Annotated in this window: 17 protein-coding genes and 1 riboswitch; of the genes, 9 read left to right on the forward strand and 8 right to left on the reverse strand. The window is 74.0% G+C overall.

Annotated elements, in window-relative coordinates:
* Window positions 1-514: 514 nt before the first annotated feature.
* The 3 genes from IAG44_RS29645 to thiO all read right to left on the reverse strand — a co-directional run bounded on the left by IAG44_RS29645 (window position 515) and on the right by thiO (window position 2,675).
* Entirely contained in the window at window positions 515-1,309 is a 795-nt protein-coding gene (locus IAG44_RS29645) for a thiazole synthase (RefSeq protein ID WP_187750135.1), read from the reverse strand.
* Between the two features lie 2 nt (window positions 1,310-1,311).
* Window positions 1,312-1,512, reverse strand: coding sequence for a sulfur carrier protein ThiS (thiS, locus tag IAG44_RS29650; protein ID WP_187750136.1), 201 nt, complete (start codon window positions 1,510-1,512; stop codon window positions 1,312-1,314).
* Window positions 1,509-2,675 (reverse strand): glycine oxidase ThiO, encoded by a 1,167-nt coding sequence (thiO, locus tag IAG44_RS29655; protein WP_187750137.1) that lies wholly within the window; start codon window positions 2,673-2,675, stop codon window positions 1,509-1,511. The genes thiS and thiO overlap by 4 nt, the downstream gene beginning before the upstream one ends.
* Window positions 2,673-2,785, reverse strand: a riboswitch (TPP riboswitch). (Overlaps the previous gene by 3 nt.)
* Before the next feature lie 53 nt (window positions 2,786-2,838).
* Here thiO and IAG44_RS29660 point away from each other — a divergent pair.
* The 6 genes from IAG44_RS29660 (at window position 2,839) to IAG44_RS29685 (ending at window position 8,110) form a co-directional block, all read left to right on the forward strand.
* Window positions 2,839-3,183 carry an avidin-fold protein gene (locus IAG44_RS29660; protein ID WP_187750138.1) on the forward strand — a complete coding sequence of 115 codons (345 nt, stop codon included), beginning with the start codon at window positions 2,839-2,841 and terminating at the stop codon, window positions 3,181-3,183.
* A 32-nt stretch (window positions 3,184-3,215) separates the two neighbouring features.
* A complete protein-coding gene (locus IAG44_RS29665) occupies window positions 3,216-4,466 on the forward strand; it encodes an NAD(P)/FAD-dependent oxidoreductase (RefSeq protein WP_246562172.1) in 1,251 nt (416 codons plus the stop codon).
* 153 nt (window positions 4,467-4,619) lie between these two features.
* On the forward strand, window positions 4,620-4,985 hold the full coding sequence (locus tag IAG44_RS29670; RefSeq protein ID WP_187750139.1) for an Rv2175c family DNA-binding protein: 366 nt from the start codon (window positions 4,620-4,622) through the stop codon (window positions 4,983-4,985).
* A gap of 205 nt (window positions 4,986-5,190) precedes the next feature.
* A complete protein-coding gene (thiE, locus tag IAG44_RS29675) occupies window positions 5,191-5,850 on the forward strand; it encodes a thiamine phosphate synthase (protein ID WP_187750140.1) in 660 nt (219 codons plus the stop codon).
* 290 nt (window positions 5,851-6,140) lie between these two features.
* On the forward strand, window positions 6,141-7,064 hold the full coding sequence (gene metF / locus IAG44_RS29680; protein WP_187750141.1) for a methylenetetrahydrofolate reductase [NAD(P)H]: 924 nt from the start codon (window positions 6,141-6,143) through the stop codon (window positions 7,062-7,064).
* Window positions 7,065-7,120: 56 nt separating this feature from the next.
* Window positions 7,121-8,110, forward strand: coding sequence for an SCO2102 family sporulation regulator (locus IAG44_RS29685; RefSeq protein ID WP_187750142.1), 990 nt, complete (start codon window positions 7,121-7,123; stop codon window positions 8,108-8,110).
* Window positions 8,111-8,203: 93 nt separating this feature from the next.
* Here IAG44_RS29685 and IAG44_RS29690 read toward each other — a convergent pair whose 3' ends face one another.
* The 3 genes from IAG44_RS29690 to IAG44_RS29700 form a co-directional block, all read right to left on the reverse strand.
* Window positions 8,204-9,685 (reverse strand): phytoene desaturase family protein, encoded by a 1,482-nt coding sequence (locus IAG44_RS29690; protein ID WP_187750143.1) that lies wholly within the window; start codon window positions 9,683-9,685, stop codon window positions 8,204-8,206.
* Window positions 9,686-10,195: 510 nt separating this feature from the next.
* Window positions 10,196-10,825: a DUF4126 domain-containing protein gene (locus tag IAG44_RS29695; RefSeq protein WP_187750144.1), complete on the reverse strand. Its 630-nt coding sequence runs from the start codon at window positions 10,823-10,825 to the stop codon at window positions 10,196-10,198.
* Between the two features lie 410 nt (window positions 10,826-11,235).
* Window positions 11,236-11,862 carry a TetR/AcrR family transcriptional regulator gene (locus IAG44_RS29700; RefSeq protein ID WP_187750145.1) on the reverse strand — a complete coding sequence of 209 codons (627 nt, stop codon included), beginning with the start codon at window positions 11,860-11,862 and terminating at the stop codon, window positions 11,236-11,238.
* 201 nt (window positions 11,863-12,063) lie between these two features.
* On the opposite strand from IAG44_RS29700, the gene IAG44_RS29705 reads away from it, so the two are divergent.
* The 3 genes from IAG44_RS29705 (at window position 12,064) to IAG44_RS29715 (ending at window position 14,327) form a co-directional block, all read left to right on the forward strand.
* A complete protein-coding gene (locus tag IAG44_RS29705; protein WP_187750146.1) occupies window positions 12,064-12,615 on the forward strand; it encodes an SAV_6107 family HEPN domain-containing protein in 552 nt (183 codons plus the stop codon).
* 212 nt (window positions 12,616-12,827) lie between these two features.
* Window positions 12,828-13,646 carry a class I SAM-dependent methyltransferase gene (locus IAG44_RS29710; RefSeq protein WP_187750147.1) on the forward strand — a complete coding sequence of 273 codons (819 nt, stop codon included), beginning with the start codon at window positions 12,828-12,830 and terminating at the stop codon, window positions 13,644-13,646.
* A gap of 285 nt (window positions 13,647-13,931) precedes the next feature.
* Window positions 13,932-14,327, forward strand: a complete 396-nt coding sequence (locus tag IAG44_RS29715) for a DUF3040 domain-containing protein (protein WP_187750148.1) — start codon at window positions 13,932-13,934, stop codon at window positions 14,325-14,327.
* 307 nt (window positions 14,328-14,634) lie between these two features.
* On the opposite strand, the gene IAG44_RS29720 is transcribed toward IAG44_RS29715, so the two are convergent.
* Both IAG44_RS29720 and IAG44_RS29725 read right to left on the reverse strand, forming a co-directional pair.
* Window positions 14,635-17,133 (reverse strand): transglutaminase TgpA family protein, encoded by a 2,499-nt coding sequence (locus IAG44_RS29720; RefSeq protein WP_187750149.1) that lies wholly within the window; start codon window positions 17,131-17,133, stop codon window positions 14,635-14,637.
* On the reverse strand, window positions 17,130-18,446 hold the full coding sequence (locus IAG44_RS29725; RefSeq protein WP_187750150.1) for a DUF58 domain-containing protein: 1,317 nt from the start codon (window positions 18,444-18,446) through the stop codon (window positions 17,130-17,132). The genes IAG44_RS29720 and IAG44_RS29725 overlap by 4 nt, the downstream gene beginning before the upstream one ends.
* Between the last annotated feature and the right edge of the window lie 291 nt (window positions 18,447-18,737).

Raw genomic sequence — 18,737 nt, forward strand, 5'->3', positions numbered from 1 at the left:
ACCGGCCCCGTTCGGACCGAACGGGACCGGTCCCTGTCCGGGCCGGCCTCCGTCCGAGCCCACCTTCACCCGACCCGCCCCCACCCGCCCCCGCCGTCCGGCCCCGCCTCCACCTGGCCCCGCTCCCACCCGCACCTGCTCCCATCCGAGCCTGCTTCGCCTCGGCCCTGTCCCTACCCGGCCCTGGCTGTGCCCGCCCTCGCCTCTACCCGGTCTTGCTCCCATCCGAGCCTGCTTCGCCTCGGCCCCGCTCCCACCTGAGCTCGCCTCGGCCCTGCCCCTATCCGGCCCTGCTCCTACCCGGCCCCGCTCCCACCCGGCCCCGCTCCCACCCGGCCCTGCCCCCACCTGAACCCGCCCCCGTCCGGACTCGCCCCCACCCAAGCCGTCCCCAGCTCCTGAACCACCCCCCCCGCCCCCGGACGGAAAGCCGCCGACGGCGGGGACCCCCACGGGAGACGCCCACCCTTCAAGAAACTGGAAACGGGCGGCGCGTGGGTGGGGAAGGAATGGCTCAGAACGCCGGACGTTCAGGATCGAACGCCGCCAGCCCTTCCCCCGGCGAAGACGCCTCCGCGAAGAACCGCCGAGGAATCCTCCCGGCAAGCCGAGCCAACCTCCCCGCCTCAACCGCGTACCGCATCGCCGACGCCATCCGCTCAGGCTCCTGCGCCCGGGTCACCGCCGACGCGAGCATCACCCCCGCACACCCCAACTCCATGGCGAACGCGACATCGGACGCAGTCCCAGCCCCCGCGTCAAGAATCACCGGCACCCGAGCCCGCTCGACGATCAACTGAAAGTTGTGGGGATTACGAATCCCGAGCCCGGACCCGATCGGCGACCCGAGCGGCATGACAGCCGCACACCCCACATCCTCCAGCTTCCGCGCGAGCACAGGATCGTCGTTGGTATAGGGCAACACCGTGAACCCGTCGTCCACCAACACCTCCGCCGCCTCCAGCAACTCCACCGGATCCGGCAGCAACGTCCGCTCATCGGCGATCACTTCGAGCTTGACCAGCGACGTCCCCAACGCCTCCCGCGCGAGCCGAGCCGTCAGCACAGCCTCCCCGGCGGTGAAACACCCGGCCGTATTGGGCAACACACGCACCCCGAGCCGGTCAAGAACGGACAGAACCGATCCCTGGACCGAAGGGTTGACCCGCCGCATGGCGACAGTAGTCAGCTCGGTCCCGGACGCGACGAGCGCCCGCTCCAGCACATCGAGACTGGGCGCCCCACCGGTCCCCATGATCAGCCGAGACGAGAACGCCGTCCCTCCGAGCAGAAACGGATCATCAGCCATGGTCAGCCTCCTTGGACGGCAGTGAGGACTTCCACCCGGTCACCCTCACGGAGCACGGTGGAACCCCACTCCGCGCGCGGGACGACGGTTTCGTTCAAAGCGGCGGCCACCCCGGAGGCGGAGGGAGCGAGCTCCCGCACGACGAGACCGAGCACCACCCCGGCGCCGACCTCCCGCACCTCCCCGTTGACGGAGATGTTCATACGACCTGCTCCAGAAGCGAGACGGCACCGAAGCGCCGAGGCGTGAAGGGACGGGCCTCCTCGGGCAGCTCACCGGAGGTCAACGCGTGCGCGAGCACGTCCCCGGTGACCGGCGTGAGAAGAACCCCGTTGCGGTAGTGCCCGGTCGCGAGCAGGAGCCCGTCGAGGCCGGTGGGCCCGAGCAGCGGCGCGTTGTCGGGCGACCCCGGCCGCAACCCCGCGCGCGTCTCGGTGAGCGGCAGCTCGGTGATCCCGGGAACCAGCTCATGCGCGTCGCGCAGCAGCTCGTACACGCCCCCGGCGGTGACGACGGTGTCCCAGCCCTGCTCCTCGGACGTCGCCCCCACGACCAGCTCCCCGTTCGCGCGCGGCACGAGGTAGACGTGGCTCCCACGCACCACGGCCCGCACGGTACGGCTCAGGAAGGGCGCGTACGGGGCCGGCACGGTGAGCCGCAGCACCTGCCCCTTCACGGGCCGCACAGGAGGCCGCACGGCGTCGGGAACCCCCGCGAGCCGCCCGCTGAGACTGCCCGCGGCGAGCACGACCTGCTCGGCCGCGAAGAATGTGCCCCCGCGCGCGTGCACGCCGGTGGCCCGCCCGCCGGCGACCTCCAGCCGCTCGGCCCACGCGTGATGCAGCACGACCCCGGCGCGCTCGCACGCGACGAGCAGCGCGGCGGCGAGCCGGCGGGGATCGACCTGGTGGTCGCCGTCGACCCGCAGCCCCCCGCGCACGCCGGGCGCCAGCATCGGTTCGAGCCGCCGGCACTCCCGCCCGGACAGCCACTCCGACTCCAGTCCGGACCGCCGTTGCAGCGCGTGCAGCTCCCGCAGGTGCGCGCGGTCGTCGGCGTCGAGCGCGACCGCGAGCGTGCCGCACCGCCGGTAGCCGACGTCGTGCCCGGTGACCTCGCCCAGCTCGGCCACGAAATCGGGGTACCGGCGCGCGGACGCGAGGTTGAGGCCGAGCAGGGTCTGCTCGCCGTGGTGCAGTTCGGTGACGGCGGCCAGCATCCCGGCGGCCACCTGGGCGGCCCCGCCGCCCGGCTCGGGGTCCAGCACAGCGGCCCTCAGACCGCGCTGTGCGGCCCGCCAGGCGGTGACCAGCCCGATGATCCCGCCCCCGATCACGAGGACGTCAGACGGACGCGTGGGCGACATGGGCGTCCAGCCCCTCCCTTCGCCGGCATGACCCGGATCAGGTTCGTACGGTCGGAGGCCGGCCAGCCTCCCTCTCAGCCCGGTGCGTCCGGGCTCCCGCGAGTGCTTTACGTTGGCCACCACCCTAGCCCGCGCCCCCCACACCTCGTAAAGGGAGCCTCAGTTGACCCTGGACGGACTCGTCTTCGCCCCCGTGACCGATCAGGCCCCCGGCCAGGTCGGCACGGACACCCGTTTCGCCTACCGGGAGGCCGACGGCGTGATCTGGGCCGACTACGCGGGCGGGGACGTCGTCCGCGGCCACCTCGTCGGCACCCGCGCGGGCGACCGCGTCGACTTCCGGTACGTGCAACTGCGCACCGACGGGACGACCGCTTCCGGCCACTGCGTCTCCACCGTCGTCACGCTCCCCGACGGCCGCCTGCGGCTCGACGAGACCTGGGAGTGGGAGTCCCAGGAAGGCGCCGGGACGAGCGTTGTGGAGCAGGTCACGGAACCGGCCCCCTGACTGACCCGGCGTCACCTGACTATGGTGATCCAGTGAGCGAGCAGACGCAGGAGAGCGAGCAGACGCCGCGGACGGACGCCCCGCGCGTGGTCGTCGTCGGCGCGGGCATGGCCGGCGTCCAGACGGCGGTCGCCCTGCGCGAACAGGGCTTCACCGGCACGGTCACCGTCCTCGGCGCGGAACCCCACCCGCCCTACGACCGCCCCCCGCTCTCCAAGGCCGTCCTCCTCGGCAAGGCCGACGGCTCCGCCTTCGACATCGACTTCCCGGCCCTCGGCATCGACCTCCTCCTGGGCCGCGAGGCGCTGACGGTACGCCACGGCGACCACGTCCTCGACACGGACGCCGGGCCACTCCCGTACGACGCCCTGGTGCTCGCCACCGGCGCCGAACCGGTGCTCTTGCCGGGCACCGAGGGCGTCCCCGGCGTCCACCTCCTGCGCACCCTCGACGACGCGGAACGCCTCCGTCCCGTCCTCGCCGACCAGCACGACGTCGTGGTCGTCGGCGCCGGCTGGATCGGCGCGGAGTTCGCCACCGCCGCGCGCGAGGCGGGCTGCGCGGTGACCGTCGTCGAGGCCGCCGACCGCCCCCTCGCGGGCGCGCTCCCGCCCGAGGTCGCCGCCCCCATGACCGCCTGGTACACCGACCTCGGCGTCGACCTGCGCACCCACGCGCGCGTGCGGCGCGTCGAGCCCGGCGCCGTCCTCCTGGACGACGGGACGCGCATCCCCGCGGGCGCCGTCCTCGTCGGCATCGGCGCGCGGCCCGCGACCGGCTGGCTCGCCGGCTCGGGGATCGCCCTCGGGGACCACGGCGAGGTCGTCACCGACGCACACCTGCGCACGTCCGCGCCCGACGTGTACGCCGTCGGGGACTGCGCCTCCTTCCCCTCCGCCCGCTACGCCGGGCGCCTGCTGATCCACCACTGGGACAACGCCCTCCAAGGGCCCCGGGCCGTCGCCGCGAACATCCTCGCGGGCGCCACCGGGGCGCCGTCCGTGGTCTACGACCCCGTTCCCTACTTCTGGTCCGAGCAGTTCGGGCGGTTCGTCCAGTACGCCGGGCACCATGCCGACGCCGACGCGATGATCTGGCGCGGCGACTCCTCCGGGCCCGCCTGGTCCGTGTGCTGGCTGCGGGACGGACGGCTCGTCGCCCTCCTCGCCGTCGGCCGTCCCCGGGACCTCGCGCAGGGGCGCCGGCTGATCGAGGCGGGCGCCACGATGGACGTCGAGGTGCTGAAGGACGCGGCCAAGCCGCTGAAGTCGGCGGTCGTCTGAGGGGCGGATACGTCCGGGGTGCACCGGGGACCGCTTCGGTGTGGCTCTCAGGGGGTACGGGGTGTCCCCGAGGCGGGGCTCGGGGGTGGCTGGGGGACCGGTCCGGGTGGTCCCGGCTTCCGCGTGTCAGTGGCAGGTGGCAGGCTTGGTGCCGTGACCGAGAATGACACGAAGATCGACACGCTCGTCCCCGCCTGGCTCGCCCTGCCCGACATCGCCGAACTGCTCGACGTGGAGGTGACCCGCGTACGGCAGCTGGTCAAGGAGGGCCAGCTCATCGCCGTCCGCCGAGGCGAGAACCGCGCCCTGTACGTCCCCGCCGCCTTCATCGACGGCGACAAAGTCGTCAAGGGCCTCCCCGGCCTCCTGACGCTCCTGCGGGACGACGGCTTCACGGTCGACGAGATGATCGAATGGCTCTTCACCCCCGACCCCACCCTCCCCGGCACCCCCGCCCAGGCCCTCCTGGAGAACCGAGGCACAGAGGTCAAGCGCCGGGCCCAGGCACTCGCGGTGTGAGCACAGGCCGGCCGACCTGAGGCCCACGCCCCCGCATCCGGGCACACAGCGGTCAGGGCCCTTGGGAACACGGGCCCTGACCGCCCCGGCAGGCACCCCGGCGGCCGGAAAGCACACCCCCCGCCCCCGCCTCACCGCCCCCATCTGCTTATCTGCTCGCGCAGTGCCCGACGCCCACCCGCCGAGCCACCCAGGGAAACCCACCATGCCCGACACCGCGCCCGCGCCCCGCTCCCGTCTCGCCGACGCCCGCCTGTACCTCTGTGTGGACGCCCGGAAGCGCCAGGGCGACCTGCCGGAGTTCCTGGACGCGGTGCTGGCCGGCGGTGTCGACATCGTGCAGCTGAGGGACAAGGGCATGGAGGCCGCGGAGGAGCTGGAACACCTCGCGGTGTTCGCGGAGGCGTGCGCGCGGCACGGAAAGCTGCTGGCCGTGAACGACCGCGCGGACGTGGCACACGCCGCCGCCGCGCACGTCCTGCACCTGGGCCAGGGCGACCTCCCCGTCCCCGCGGCGCGGGCGATCCTCGGCGACGACGTCCTGATCGGCCGCTCCACGCACGCGGAGAGCGAGGCGCGGGCCGCCGCCGTCCAGCCCGGCGTCGACTACTTCTGCACGGGCCCGTGCTGGCCCACCCCCACGAAACCCGGCCGCCACGCCCCCGGCCTCGACCTGGTCCGCCACACCGCCTCCCTCGCCACCCCCCGCCCCTGGTTCGCGATCGGCGGCATCGACCTGACCAACCTCGACGAGGTCCTGGAGGCCGGCGCCCGCCGAGTCGTCGTCGTCCGGGCGATCGCCGACGCGGACGACCCCGGCGCGGCGGCGGCGGAGTTCGCGAAGAGGCTGCGAGAGCCGGCGTAGGGCAACGACGGAGGGCGAGGGCAGGGCGCCACGGACCTCCGACGGATCCGGACGACCTCACCGGCCCCGGAACCCCGCTCGACTCTCCCTCGCCCCCGCCCGCACCCCGCCCACTCATGGAAACCCCCCGCCACCACCGCCCCCACCCCCGCTGACCTCCCCCTTAACGGCCCCGCCCGCCCCCAGACTTGCCCCCACCCCGTCCGCTATGCGGACAGCGACCCCACGGATTAGGGCATTTTCCCCAGAGCCGGTTGGGTGAGCGGGCCCCCGCTGGCTAACCTGCGGGTATGGCCCTCGGAACCGCATCCACAAGGACCGATCGCGCACGCACGGTGCGTGACATTCTGGCGTCCGGCAAGACGACCTACTCGTTCGAGTTCTCGGCTCCGAAGACGCCGAAGGGCGAACGGAACCTGTGGAGCGCGCTCAGGAGAGTGGAGGCGGCGGCACCGGACTTCGTCTCGGTGACCTACGGCGCCGGCGGCTCCACGCGCGCGGGCACGGTGAAGGAGACGCAGCAGATCGTCGCCGACACCACCCTCACCCCTGTCGCGCACCTGACCGCCGTGAACCACTCCATCGCCGAACTGCGCAACATCATCGGCCAGTACGCGGACGCCGGTATCAGGAACATGCTCGCCGTCCGGGGCGACCCGCCCGGCGACCCGATGGCCGAGTGGATCGCCCACCCCGACGGCCTGACGTACGCGGCCGAACTGGTCCGCCTGATCAAGGAGTCCGGCGACTTCTGCGTCGGCGTCGCCGCGTTCCCGGAGATGCACCCGAGGTCGGACCACTGGGACACGGACGTCGCCCACTTCGTGGACAAGTGCCGCGCGGGCGCCGACTACGCGATCACCCAGATGTTCTTCCAGCCGGAGTCCTACCTGCGCCTGCGCGACCGCGTCGCCGCCGCGGGTTGCGACACCCCGGTCATCCCGGAGATCATGCCGGTCACCAGCGTCCGCATGCTGGAACGCCTCCCGCAGCTCAGCAACGCGGTGATCCCCTCCGCCCTGAAAGAGCGGATCCTCACAGCGAAGGACGATCCGGCCGCTGTACGCTCCATTGGCATCGAATTCGCCACGGAGTTCTGCGCGCGGCTGCTGGCCGAGGGTGTGCCCGGACTGCACTTCATCACGCTCAACAACTCCACGGCGTCGCTGGAAATCTACGAGAACCTTGGCCTGCACCATCCCCCGCGGGCCTAGACCGGTCGCACCAGAATGAGACACACTGCGTAGCGGCCACCGGGAGAGGGGCGTACATGGGCTGGACGGTCCTCTACATCGCGTTCGGCATCGTCGCACTGTGGCTGCTCGGCGAGGTGCTGCTGCAGTACAAGGCACGCCTGCGCTGGCGGCTGCTGGCGTTCGCCGGCTTCCTGGGCGTCGTCCTCGGTGTCCTGATTCCATCGGTCCCGGTGATCGCCGTGGGCGCGGTCGCGTTCGCGATCGGCCAGACGTACGTCACGCTGTCGTTCCGCAAGGGCTTCGAGTCCGGCTGGGCCGTCAGCCGCCCCGCCCTCGCGGACGGCTTCACCAAGCGCCGCAAGGGCAAGAAGGCCGACGACGACCCGGCCGCCCCGGAAACCCCGCCCCCCGGCACTCCGGCGGGCCCGGACCCCTCCTACGACCAGGACGCCGACCCCGCCCTCGACGCCGCCGCGACCGCCGCCTTCGAACGCGCCACCAGCGGCTACGACGACGACTTCGACCACGACGACGTCTTCACCCCGGCCCGCCCCGTCCACTCCGCCGACGCCACCGCCGTCTACGAGCCCCAGCCGATGCCCGACGACACCGGCTCCTACGGCGTCTACACGGACTCCGCGTACGCGGCGGCCACCGGCCAGGACCAGCAGGACCAGTACGCGGGCTCCGGCCAGGGTACCGACTCCTACGGCTACGACGGCTACTCCGGGTACGGCCAGCAGGGCTACGGGTACGACACCAACGGCGAGCAGCAGCAGTACGCCGCGTACTCCGACCCCTACATCGGCACCCAGAGCTACGGCACCGGCACGTACGACACCACCGGCTACGACCAGCAGCAGTACGGTCAGCAGGGCTACCCCCAGGACCAGTACGGCCAGCAGGGCTACACCGAGACCCCCGCGGGCGGCGTCTGGGTCCCCCAGCAGCGCAACACCGACGACCCCGCGTACGGCGCCGACCTCCCCGTCGACCAGCAGTACTACCAGGACGGCCAGCCCCGCCCGAACCCCGGCTACGACGAGCAGCAGTACCGTTTCTGAAGCACCGCGCGCGGGCCGGGTCGAGGTGTTCCCGGCGCGGACGAGGGCGAGGGCCCGGCCGTCGGCTGAGGCTCCCGCCCCGCGCTCACCCGCTCACTGAGACCCCCTGAACCCGGGCCCCTCCACGATCAGCCCCGCCACCAGCGCCCCCGACATGCCCGCGTGCGCCAGCCCGCCGCCGGGGTGCGACCAGCCGCCCACGGTGAACAGGCCCGGCAGCGCGGTCGAGTTGGCCGGATGCAGCAGACGGCCCTCGCCGGCGGCCAGCGCGGGCGGCGGAATCCGGCCACCTTCCGCACCGGTCGCCGCGGCGACGTCGTCCGGGGTCCGCACCTCGCGCCACAGGATCCGCTCACCGAGCCCCGGGACGGCCCGCTCGGCGGCGGCGAGCATCGCCTCCACCGTCCGCTCGTAACCCGCTGCACCGCCCGCCGGGACCGTCGCCGTCAGCACCATCGCCTCGTGCTCCGCGTCGGGGACCAGCGCAGGGTCGTCCGGGCGCAGGAGGGTGACGGTCGGGGCGGACGGAGGCGTCGGGGCCGTGCCGAAGAGTGCCGCCAACTCGGCCTCGCGGTCCGGGGCGTGGATGATCGTCCGGTGCGCGGTGCCCTCGGGGCGGGCGCCGCGCACCGCCAGCAGCACCGTCAGCCGGCTGGGCAGCCCGTGCTGCGGCTGGACCTCACCGGCACCGCGCGCGGGCACGCCGGACAGGCCCGGCGCGGTGCCGGCGACGACGAGATCGGCGTCCACGGCGGTGCCGTCCGCGAGTTCCACGCCAGCCGCCCTGCCGTCCTTCTCCACCACCCGTACGACGTCCGCGCCGAACACGAACTCCACCCGCCGCGCGAGGCACCGCTCGTACACCGCGCGCGCCAGCTCACGCAGGCCGCCCTTGACGTACCAGGTCCCGAACGCGTGCTCCATGTACGGCAGGACAGCCGCGCTCGCCGGAGCGGTGCGCGGGTCGAGGCCGTACGCGAGGGCGTGGCTCTCCAGGAGCGCCGTCAGCCGGGCGTCCCGCAGCTCCCACGCGCCCACCTCGGCCAGCGTGCTCGCCCTGCGGGTGCGCAGCAGCCGCTTGTGCGGCACCGCCGGGTACGGCTCCTTGTCGGCCAGTACGTCCCAGTTGGGCCACAGCGGCTCCTCCAGCAACGGCCGCCGCGTACGGTCCCACGCCTCCCGCGCGCGCACGAGGAAGTCTCCCCAGCGGGCGCCCGCCCCCGCGCCCAGCGCTTCGTCCAACGCCGTCACGACCCCGGCGCGCGAGGCGTTGGGCAGCAGGGCCGAACTCCCGTCCCCGAAAAGGTGCTGCGCCGACGGGTCGACCTGGGTCAGCTCGACCCGGTCCTCCAACGCCTCCTTCCCGGTCTTCACGAACAGGTCCCGCCACACAGCGGGCAACGTCAAGAACCCCGCCCCGGTGTCGAACCCGAACCCCTCCCGCTCGACCCTCCCCACCGCACCCCCGTACGTCTCCCCCCGCTCGTACACCACCACCCGATGCCCCGCGATCCCCAACCGCGCTGCCGCCGCCATGGCGCCCATCCCAGCGCCGATCACCACGATCCGTCCCATGCCAGCGACTGTATCGGCCACCACTGACAGCACCGCCGGGAGGGACCGGCCGGACAGGCCGCGATGGTCGGCCGCGGGGCGTGGGGCGCTGGGCGCGAGGTGCGGGGCGCTGGGCTGATGAGCCTGAGGCAGGGGGGACACGGGGAGGGGCCGGCCGAGCCGGAGGGGGCTGCGGACGGGTGGTCGCTGACCGAGGCGGTGAGCCGGCCGTTCCCGCCGTCACCCCGCGCGCGGCTCCCGGGCGAGCCGGCCGAGGCGCGGCAGTACGTCTCGCCCCGCCTCGCGTGCGCACCCCGTGGCGCAGCGGGTCCAGCGCGTCCTGGTTACCTGTCGTGCCACGCGCGTAGACGCTCGCCCGCCCAGGAACATCACGATCCCCAGCGCGACGTCGTGCCACGCGCGCGTAGACGTTCGGCGGCTCACCCTGCCCCGCCTCCGCCTCCGCCTCCGCCCTCGTCCTCGCCACCGCCCCCGCCCTCGGCCTGCCGGGCCTCCTTGCCTACGGCCGTCTCACCCGCCCGCTCCCCACCCCGGTGGGCCGCCCCCGCGGCCGGCCAGGCGGCGTTCCTCGCGGCGTTGGGCTCGGCGGCGGAGGTAGCGGCGGATGCGGGTGGCGAGGAAGAGGAGGAGAAGGGCGCCGAGAAGGAGGAGGGCGCCGGCGATGATCGCCGCGGCGGTGGGGTGGAACATCGCGAACGTGAGGATGCCGCCCACGCCCAGGTCCTCCGCGAGGCTCAGCAGGATGTTGCTGAAGGGCTCGGGGGAGGTGTTGACGGCCATACGCGTGCCCGCCTTGACCGTGTGGCTGGCGAGGGCCGTGGAGCCGCCCAGGAGGCCCGCGGCGACGTCGGAGAGGGACCCGGAGTGCCCGGCGAGGAGAGCGCCGACCCACGCGCCCGCGACGGGCCGCACGAGGGTGTGGACGGCGTCCCAGACGGAGTCGACGTAGGGGATCTTGTCGGCGACGGAGTCGCAGAGGAAGAGCACGCCCGCGATGACCAGCACCTCGGGACGCCGCAGGGTCTCGGGGACGTCGTCGCTCAGTCCCGTCGTACCGAACACGCCGAGCAGCAGCACCACGGCGTACGCGTTGATGCCGCTGGCCCAGCCGCTCGTGAACACCAGGGGGAGTACCGACACGGACGCGATCGTAACCAGAGCGCGCCGAGACGGCCTGGGGATGAGCACACAGCCCTGAGTATCCGTACTCAGTGACGGAGATGAGTACGCGCGCGGATGGGGGCCGACCTGCGTAAACGGGAAAGTGGAGGCACGGAAAGGGGCCCGGCGCCGGTACCGCCGACACGGGGCGGCGGAACGGCACCGGCCCCAGACCGCTCCTTCCGCCGGCCCGTTCGGCGGGAGCGAGGCACGGGGGACCCCTGGGGGGAACGACCGCACGGGGGACCGACGGGGGAAACACGGGGGAGGGGAAACAGGGGGGGAACGGGGGAAACGGGGGAGCAGGAGGGAAGCGCCGGTTCGACAGCGGCCCGCGGGGGACGCGGCCACGTCGAACCGGCGCTTTCTGCGTACGCCCGCGCCCCCGCCTACAACCTCCCGCTCACCCGCCCCTGCAACAACCGCGACAGCGCCGCGTGCACCTCCTCCAGCGACCGCTCCGGCTGGAACGCCTGCCAGTCGAGCGCGGCGACCAGCACCATCCCGACCAGTGCCGCGGCGGTCAGGGGCACGTCGATCTCGCGCGCGAACTCACCGGCCTCGATCCCCGCGCGCAGGACGCCTTCGACGACGGCCACGGCCTCCTTGCGGACGACCATGAGCGTGGACTGCCAGGCACGGTTGGTGCGCCACAGCTCGGCGACGTACAGCTGGGTGAACGCGGGATAGCGGTCGATGAAGACGAGCCCGGCGCGGATCATCGCGTCCAGGGCGTCGACCTGGCTGCCGCCCGCGCGGACGGAGCCTTCCGCGGCCTCACGCAGGGACGCGGTCAGCAGGCCCACGCCGTGTCGCAGCAACTCCTCGAAGAGGACGGACTTGCTGGCGAAGTTGTAGTAGACGGTGCCCTTGGCGACGCCCGCGCGCTCGGCGATCTCGTCGACCGTGGTGGCCGAGAAACCCTGCTCGGCGATGAGCGTGACGGCCGCCTCGTAGAGCTTCTGCCGAGTGGCCTCGCGGCGGGTGCCACCGCCCGACGTGGTGCTGCTTTCCATGGCGTCGATTCTCACAGGTACGAGACCCCCCGCAGGGCCGCTTCGGCGATCGGGCCGGAGCCGGGACGAGGTCTTTACCGATACGTCCGTTCGAACCCTTGATCGAGGCAAAAGGCCAGGTCAGAACGGATTGTCAGTGGTGTGCCGCACGATGGACACATACGGCCACAGCGCCGTCACCCAGACGACAGGAGGTTCGTCATGGCCAGCTATCAGGCGGCAGCCGCGCACCGGCGCCGCGCCACCGGCCCTGCCCCCTCACTGCCCGGCCCGGCGAGCGACGTGCACCCCGTCCTCCGCCGGGCCACGGCTCCACCCGCCGCGCTGGACCTGCTGGAGCAGGCCCGCGCGGGCCTGGAGGAGGCCGCCGTCCTCGAAACCCCCAACGAGCGGTACGCCACGGCGCACCTCGCCGCACTGCGTACGGCAGCCGCCGTCCTCGCCGCCCGTGCCCGTCCCGACGTCTCCTCGGGGCGCAGGCCCCGGATCCGCAGCGCCTGGGAACTGCTGCCCGAGATCGCTCCCGAACTCGCCGAGTGGAGCGCCCACTTCGCGGCCGGCGCGGCCCGGCGCGCCCGCGCGGAGGCGGGCATCCAGAACGCGGCCTCCCCACGCGACGCCGGCGACCTCATACGCGACGTCTCGATGTTCCTGCGGCTCGTCGAACGCATGCTGGTCCTCCAGCCGGTCCTGCCCCGCCCCCGCCCGGACGGCGGCCCGGAGGACGGCAGAGAGGTCCCGCACGCGGGGTGACGCCTCGCCCGAGGGCCGGGCACGGCGCGGCGGGCCCTCCCGCACCGCCGTGCCCGCCCCGGCCGGGCGAGGGGGCCGGACGAGGCGGCGGGGCCGGGCGAGGCAATAGGGTGGACGCGCATGCAGCTCCCGCCCCGGGGATCCCGGTGGGAGGGGGTGTCCGTCTGCTCCGCCGGCCGAAGTGGCGGGGCCGCGTCGAGGAGTCAGCTGTCGTGTCGGATCCGTTGCGTTCACCCGTCTCGAAGGAACGTCCGCAGACAGGGGCGCTGGGGAGCGACCCGGCCCGACCGCGCTCGTCGCTGCGCACCGCCGTGGTGTGGGAGGTGCTTCAGGAGGCGCTGGAGCGCCGCGTGAAGGGCAGCGGACGCGAGAGCCTGGACGTCCTCGACGCCGGGGGCGGCAGCGGGAACTTCGCCGTGCCGCTCGCCCGCCTCGGGCACCGCGTGACCGTCGTCGACCCCAGTCCCAATGCCCTGTTCGCCCTGGAGCGCCGCGCGGCCGAGACGGACGTCGCCGACCGCGTACGCGGCGTGCAGGGGGACGCCGGCGGGCTCTTCGACGTCGTCGAGCGGGGCGCCTACGACGCCGTCCTGTGCCACGGCGTCCTGGAGTACGTCGACGACCCGGCGGACGGCGTCCGCAACGTGGTCGCCGCCCTGCGTGAGGACGGCGTGCTCAGCCTCCTCGCGGCGGGCCTCGGCGGCGCCGTCCTCGCGCGGGCCCTCGCCGGGCACTTCACGGAGGCCCGGCAGGCGCTCACGGACCCGGCCGGCCGCTGGGGCGAGGGCGACCCGGTGCCCCGGCGCTTCACCGCCGACCAGCTCACGGACCTGGTGGAGGGCGCGGGCCTCGCCGTCGGCGCGGTCCACGGTGTCCGGATCTTCGCCGATCTCGTCCCCGGCGTCCTCGTCGACACCGAGCCCGGCGCCCTGGAGGCGCTGCTGAGGCTGGAGGAGGCGGCGGCGGAACTGGCCGCCTTCCACGCCGTCGCGACCCAGCTCCACGTCCTCGCCGAGACCCGGCCGAGCTGACCGCGTCCCAGCTCGCGTCTTTACTCTGGCTTGATCAAGGTCCCGGCCGTGATGGAGTACGCCACAGGCCCTCCGTTCGGGCGCTGTGCGCCGTATGATCGAGGCAGACCGTTCCGGCATGACGGGTCGGTTGCTGGGGAATGGAAGCCTCAGCGGACCGGGACGCTCTTGACGGGTTCCGGTTGGCCAATTGGCGTAGAGGGGCGGGTTTCACGGGGGCGATTCCCTGCCTATCCTGAAGGGACCCCCGGGTCGCCCCGGCGACTGCACGATGAGGAGGACGCCGTGCCGCTCTCGGAGCACGAGCAGCGAATGCTTGAGCAGATGGAGCGAGCGCTGTACGCCGAAGACCCCAAGTTCGCGACAGCGCTTGAGGGAAGCGGGCTGCGGACGTACACCCGGCGACGGGTCTACCAGGCGGTCGCGGGCTTCCTCGTAGGTATCGCGCTCCTCATGGCCGGTATGGTCGCCCAGCAGGTCTGGCTCAGCGTGGTCGGGTTCCTCGTCATGCTGGGATGTGCCGTGCTCGCCGTGACCGGTTGGCGCAAGGCCCCCAAGCCGGGCGAGCAGCCCGCGGGAGGCGGACCCCAGGCCCGCCACCAGCCCCGGTCGAGGCGTTCCGTGATGGACCGCATCGAACAGCGCTGGCAGCGCCGCCGCGACGAGCAGCAGGGCCAGTGATCCCGGCCGCTCCGTAGCGCCTACAACTCCCAGACGGACCAGAGCACAGCTGAGGGGGCCACCCACGCGGATGGCCCCCTCAGCCATACGCCCCACAACCCCGTCCCTCTTTCGTGCGGCACCGACTAGCGCGGCGACGCCCTCCCGAGTGAGCACCCACCCCGCAGGAACGGGACGCCACGGGTGAGGCCCGCCGGAGCCCCCGCGAGCACGCGCGAACCCCGCGAGGGGGCAGGGGCGGCAGGTGGCCGCACACACCGAGGACCGCCGCAGTGCCCGAAGCACCACGGCGGCCCCCGGAACAGCCTCAGCCGCCCTGCTGCTGCCCCCGCTGCGCCCACGGCAGCCGCTGGGCCAGTTCGGTCCAGCGGGCCGCCCAGGACGCCTTGAGGGCGGTCCAGCGATCCATGAGGTCCCACATCGCCCGGACGGCGGAACGGGGGGCGACCAGGGCGCGCAGGCGGACCGGGAAGGCCGCGCGGGCGCGCAGTGCGGAGCGGACCGCGCGGACCTCGTCCGCGAGACCGGGCTCCGCGTGGGGACGCGGGGAGAACAGCACCTGCTCCACCGCGCCGGCGACCCGGTGCACCGACCGCGCAGCCGGCTCCTCCAGCTCACCGAGACGCACGATCCGCTCGGCCGCCCGCCGGGGCGTGAGCGCGTCGTCCGGCACGATGCCGAAGTCCCAGGCCGTGTCGGTCAGTTCCTGCCACACCGCGAGGACGTACGCGACGGCCGCCTCACCGGCCCGCACCGACGGATCCTCGTCCGGCGCCAGCGGATCACCCACGGCACCCTGCGGTCCCGCGCGCTCCGGCCCGCCCGCCCCGGTGTGCCGGGCCGACGCCAGCCGCACCGACCGGCGCCGCAGCCGCCACACCATCGGCAGCAGGGGCACCGAGACCACCAGCACGGCCAGCAGCGACCACCAGGCCACCTGGTACCAGGGAGTGCCCCCGCCACCGCCCGTCGCCTGGCCCAGCGGCGGCGTGCTCGCGCAGCCGTTCTCCTTGCGCTCCACCGCCGAGCACGTGGCGCTCGCCGAGGGCGCCGCCGACGGAGCCGCGCTCGCCGAGGCCGAGATCTCCGGCTGGGCCGGAAGCGACGTGTCCGAGGTGTCCGGCAGCGTGTAGGACGGCGTCGAACCGCGCGTCGGCGTCGGCTCGAAGCGCGTCCAGCCGACGCCCTCGAAGTACAGCTCCGGCCACGCGTGCGCGTCCCTGAGGCTCACCTCGACCGTGCCGTTGCCCTGCGGAGTCCCTGGCGCGAAGCCGACCGCGACCCGCGCCGGGATGCCCAGCGTGCGGGCCATGGCCGCCATCGCGAACGAGTAGTGGACGCAGAAGCCCTGCTTGTCCCGCAGGAACCGGGCGATCGCGTCCGGGCCCGTGCCGACGTCGACCTGCGTGTCGTACTGGAAGCCGCCGGTCACCGCGAAGTAGTCCTGGAGTGCGACCGCCTTCGCGTAGTCCGACTCGGCGCCCCGCGTGATCCGGCGGGCCTCCTGCCACACCAGCTGGGGCAGCGCGGCCGGAACCTCGGTGTAGTTGCCCAGGATCGACGAGCGCGCCACGGGCGCCGCCGCGAGCTGCTGGGCCGTCGGCCGCACCTCCAGGCTGTTGACCTGGTACGTCAGCCCGCGGGTGTTCTGGCCGTGGTCGCCGACGAGCGTCATGCCCTCCGGCTCGAACCGCCAGTTGCCGTCGATGCGCACGCCGCTCGGCGGGTACGGCATCGGCAGCCAGTCCTGCGCGTACCAGTCGGCGGCCGTGATCTGGGTGGTGATCTGCGTCCGCTTCACGTCGGAGCGCAGGCCCGTCGGCGTCGGGAAGTCCCGGGGGACCTCCTGGATGCGCTTGCGGGACGGGCGCCAGGTGGTGCCGTCGAAGTCGTCCAGGGAGACGATCCGCAGGTACATGTCCGACAGGTCGTTGGAGTTCGTCCGGACCGTCAGGACCGTGCGGTCCTGGTCCACGTTCAGGCTGTCGCGCAGCGAGACCAGCGGGTTGACGGCGGAGATCGTGCCCCCGCCGCCGTTCCCCACGCCCGCGCCCGCCGCCGTGCCGTCCAGCAGGCCGCCCTGGATCGCGGGCAGCGGCAGCAGCGGCACCACCAGGGCGACGCCGAGGGCGGCCAGGCCGATCCGCCGGCCCGTGCGTACCGGGGCCACCGGGCCCTCCGCCGCGCCGGGACCGCCGGGTCCGCGCGGGGCGCCGCCGAAGACGCGGCCCCACTGGGACAGCCGCTCCCGGCCCTCGGCGAGCAGCAGCATCAGGTAGCCGGCCGCCGCGACCAGGAACCACAGCCAGTCCGAGCCGCCGTTCGACAGCCCCGCCGCCACCGAGTACAGGGCGAGCAGCGGCAGGCCCGCCGGGGCCGCGTTGCGGAAGGTCACCGCGAGGGTGTCGACCAGCAGGCCGATCACCAGGACCCCGCCGATCAGCATCAGCCGGATGCCGTCGGACAGGGGCGCCGGGATCGCGTACCGGCTCACGTCGTCCCCGCCCGCCTGGAACAGGTCCGCGAAGCGCGTGACGGCCTCCGGGCCCGGGACGATCCCGGCCAGGGCCTGCTCACGGGCGAAGACCAGGGTCAGCAGCAGGACCGTCACCAGCGCCTGCGCGGCCACCGTCAGCGGGCGGGCCAGCGGGACCCGGCGGGCCGCCGCGCCCACGCCCGCCTGGACGAGCAGCAGCAGCGCCGCCTGGAGGAACCACGAGCTGCGGTCGACCAGGGGCAGCAGGGCGGTCGCCGCCATCAGCGTCGCCGCCGCGGAGCACAGCGTCAGTCTTGCCCGCCCGCTCATGATCCCGCCCTTCCGATCGTGCCCACCACGCCCGAGCGTTCGCGGTCCGCCTGGCGCCACAGGTCCTCCAACGAGGCGCCCCGCGCGACGCTCACCGCCGTCCAGCCCGCGTCCCGCAGCATCGTCAGCCGCTCCTGCTGACCCTTCATCGGTTCGGACCCGCCGTTCGGTTCACGGCCCGTGTCCCGGCTCCAGGAGTCGTTGTCGATGAGGAACGCGATCGCCCCTCCGCTGCGCTGGCGCATCTTCGCGGCCACCGCCGCCTGTTCCTCGTCGAGGTCGCCGAGGAACGCCACGAGCAGGCCCTCGTTGCCGCCGCGCAGCACGTCGTAGGCGCGCGAGAGGCCCGCGCCGTCGGAGTGGTCGACCACGGCGAGGGTGTCCATCATCAGGCCGGCCGCCTCGGCGGACTCGCCGCCGCCCGCGAAGCCCTCGGCGCCCTCGCCGGGGACCGCGCTGCCGGTGTCGGTGAGGAGGCGGACGGTGAAGCCGCGCTCCAGCATGTGCGTCAGCACCGACGCGGCGCCCGACACGGCCCACTCGAACGGCGCGTCGGGGCCCACCCCGTCGTACGCGATGCCCCGGGTGTCCAGCAGGACCGTGCACCGGGAGCGCTGGGGCTGTTCCTCGCGGCGGACCATCAGCTCGCCGTAGCGGGCCGTCGAGCGCCAGTGGACGCGGCGCAGGTCGTCGCCGTAGCGGTAGCCGCGCGGGATGACGTCGTCCTCGCCGGCCAGCGCGAGGGAGCGCTGACGGCCGTCGCCGTAGCCCTTGGCCTCGCCGCTGAAGCGGACCGGGGGGAGGGGTTCGACGCGCGGGATCACCGTCAGGGTGTCGTAGGAGGAGAAGGAGCGGGTCAGTTCGCACATGCCGAACGGGTCGGACAGGCGCAGTTGGAGGGGGCCCAGCGGGTAGCGGCCCCGCAGGTCGGAGCGGACCCGGTAGGAGACCTCGCGGCGTCCGCCCGCCTCGACGCGGTCCAGGACGAAGCGGGGGCGCGGGCCGAGGACGTAGGGGACGCGGTCCTGGAGCATCAGCAGGCCGGTCGGCATCCGCGAGACGTTGTCCATCCGCAGGTGCACCCGCGCCTCGCTGCCGGCCGGCACGCGCGCGGGGGAGAGCCGCCGGCTCCCCGCCACCCGGTACCGCGTCCGGTACAGCACCGCCGCGCAGATCAGCGGCAGCACCGCCAGCAGCAGGCCCACCCGCAGCAGGTCCGGCTGCCCGAGCACGTACGCGCACACGGCCGCCGCCACCCCGGCGGCCAGGAACGACCGCCCGCGCGTGGTCAGCCCGGCGAGCGCGGTCCGCACCCCGCCCTTCTCCCCGGCGCGCCCACCCGCGGAGCCGCCCCCGGAACGCCCGGGTGCCGACGCGGCCGGAGCAGCCGGCGCGTACCCGCCCGCCGGCCCGACAGAACCCCCGCCCGAACGCCCGCCACCACCACCAGGTATCGCCCCCGCGGCACTCGCCGTCGCCCCTGCGGGCCGCTCACCGGCCGGTGCCCCGCCGGGGCCGCTCCCCGGCGGGCTCGTGGGCCTCGGGGGATACCCGCCCCCCGGCGCCCCCGTGGAACCGCCCGCCCCCATGGAACCCCCTGTCCT

This window comes from Streptomyces roseirectus (genome assembly GCF_014489635.1).
GTDB lineage: Bacteria > Actinomycetota > Actinomycetes > Streptomycetales > Streptomycetaceae > Streptomyces > Streptomyces roseirectus.

Excerpts from the sequence above, each read along its gene's own strand:
- metF (WP_187750141.1), top strand. The coding sequence starts at position 6,141 with ATGGCCCTCGGAACCGCATCCACAAGGACCGATCGCGCACGCACGGTG.
- thiO (WP_187750137.1), bottom strand. The coding sequence starts at position 2,675 with ATGTCGCCCACGCGTCCGTCTGACGTCCTCGTGATCGGGGGCGGGATC.
- IAG44_RS29685 (WP_187750142.1), top strand. The coding sequence starts at position 7,121 with ATGGGCTGGACGGTCCTCTACATCGCGTTCGGCATCGTCGCACTGTGG.
- IAG44_RS29705 (WP_187750146.1), top strand. The coding sequence starts at position 12,064 with ATGGCCAGCTATCAGGCGGCAGCCGCGCACCGGCGCCGCGCCACCGGC.
- thiS (WP_187750136.1), bottom strand. The coding sequence starts at position 1,512 with ATGAACATCTCCGTCAACGGGGAGGTGCGGGAGGTCGGCGCCGGGGTG.
- IAG44_RS29645 (WP_187750135.1), bottom strand. The coding sequence starts at position 1,309 with ATGGCTGATGATCCGTTTCTGCTCGGAGGGACGGCGTTCTCGTCTCGG.
- IAG44_RS29700 (WP_187750145.1), bottom strand. The coding sequence starts at position 11,862 with ATGGAAAGCAGCACCACGTCGGGCGGTGGCACCCGCCGCGAGGCCACT.
- thiE (WP_187750140.1), top strand. The coding sequence starts at position 5,191 with ATGCCCGACACCGCGCCCGCGCCCCGCTCCCGTCTCGCCGACGCCCGC.
- IAG44_RS29720 (WP_187750149.1), bottom strand. The coding sequence starts at position 17,133 with ATGAGCGGGCGGGCAAGACTGACGCTGTGCTCCGCGGCGGCGACGCTG.
- IAG44_RS29690 (WP_187750143.1), bottom strand. The coding sequence starts at position 9,685 with ATGGGACGGATCGTGGTGATCGGCGCTGGGATGGGCGCCATGGCGGCG.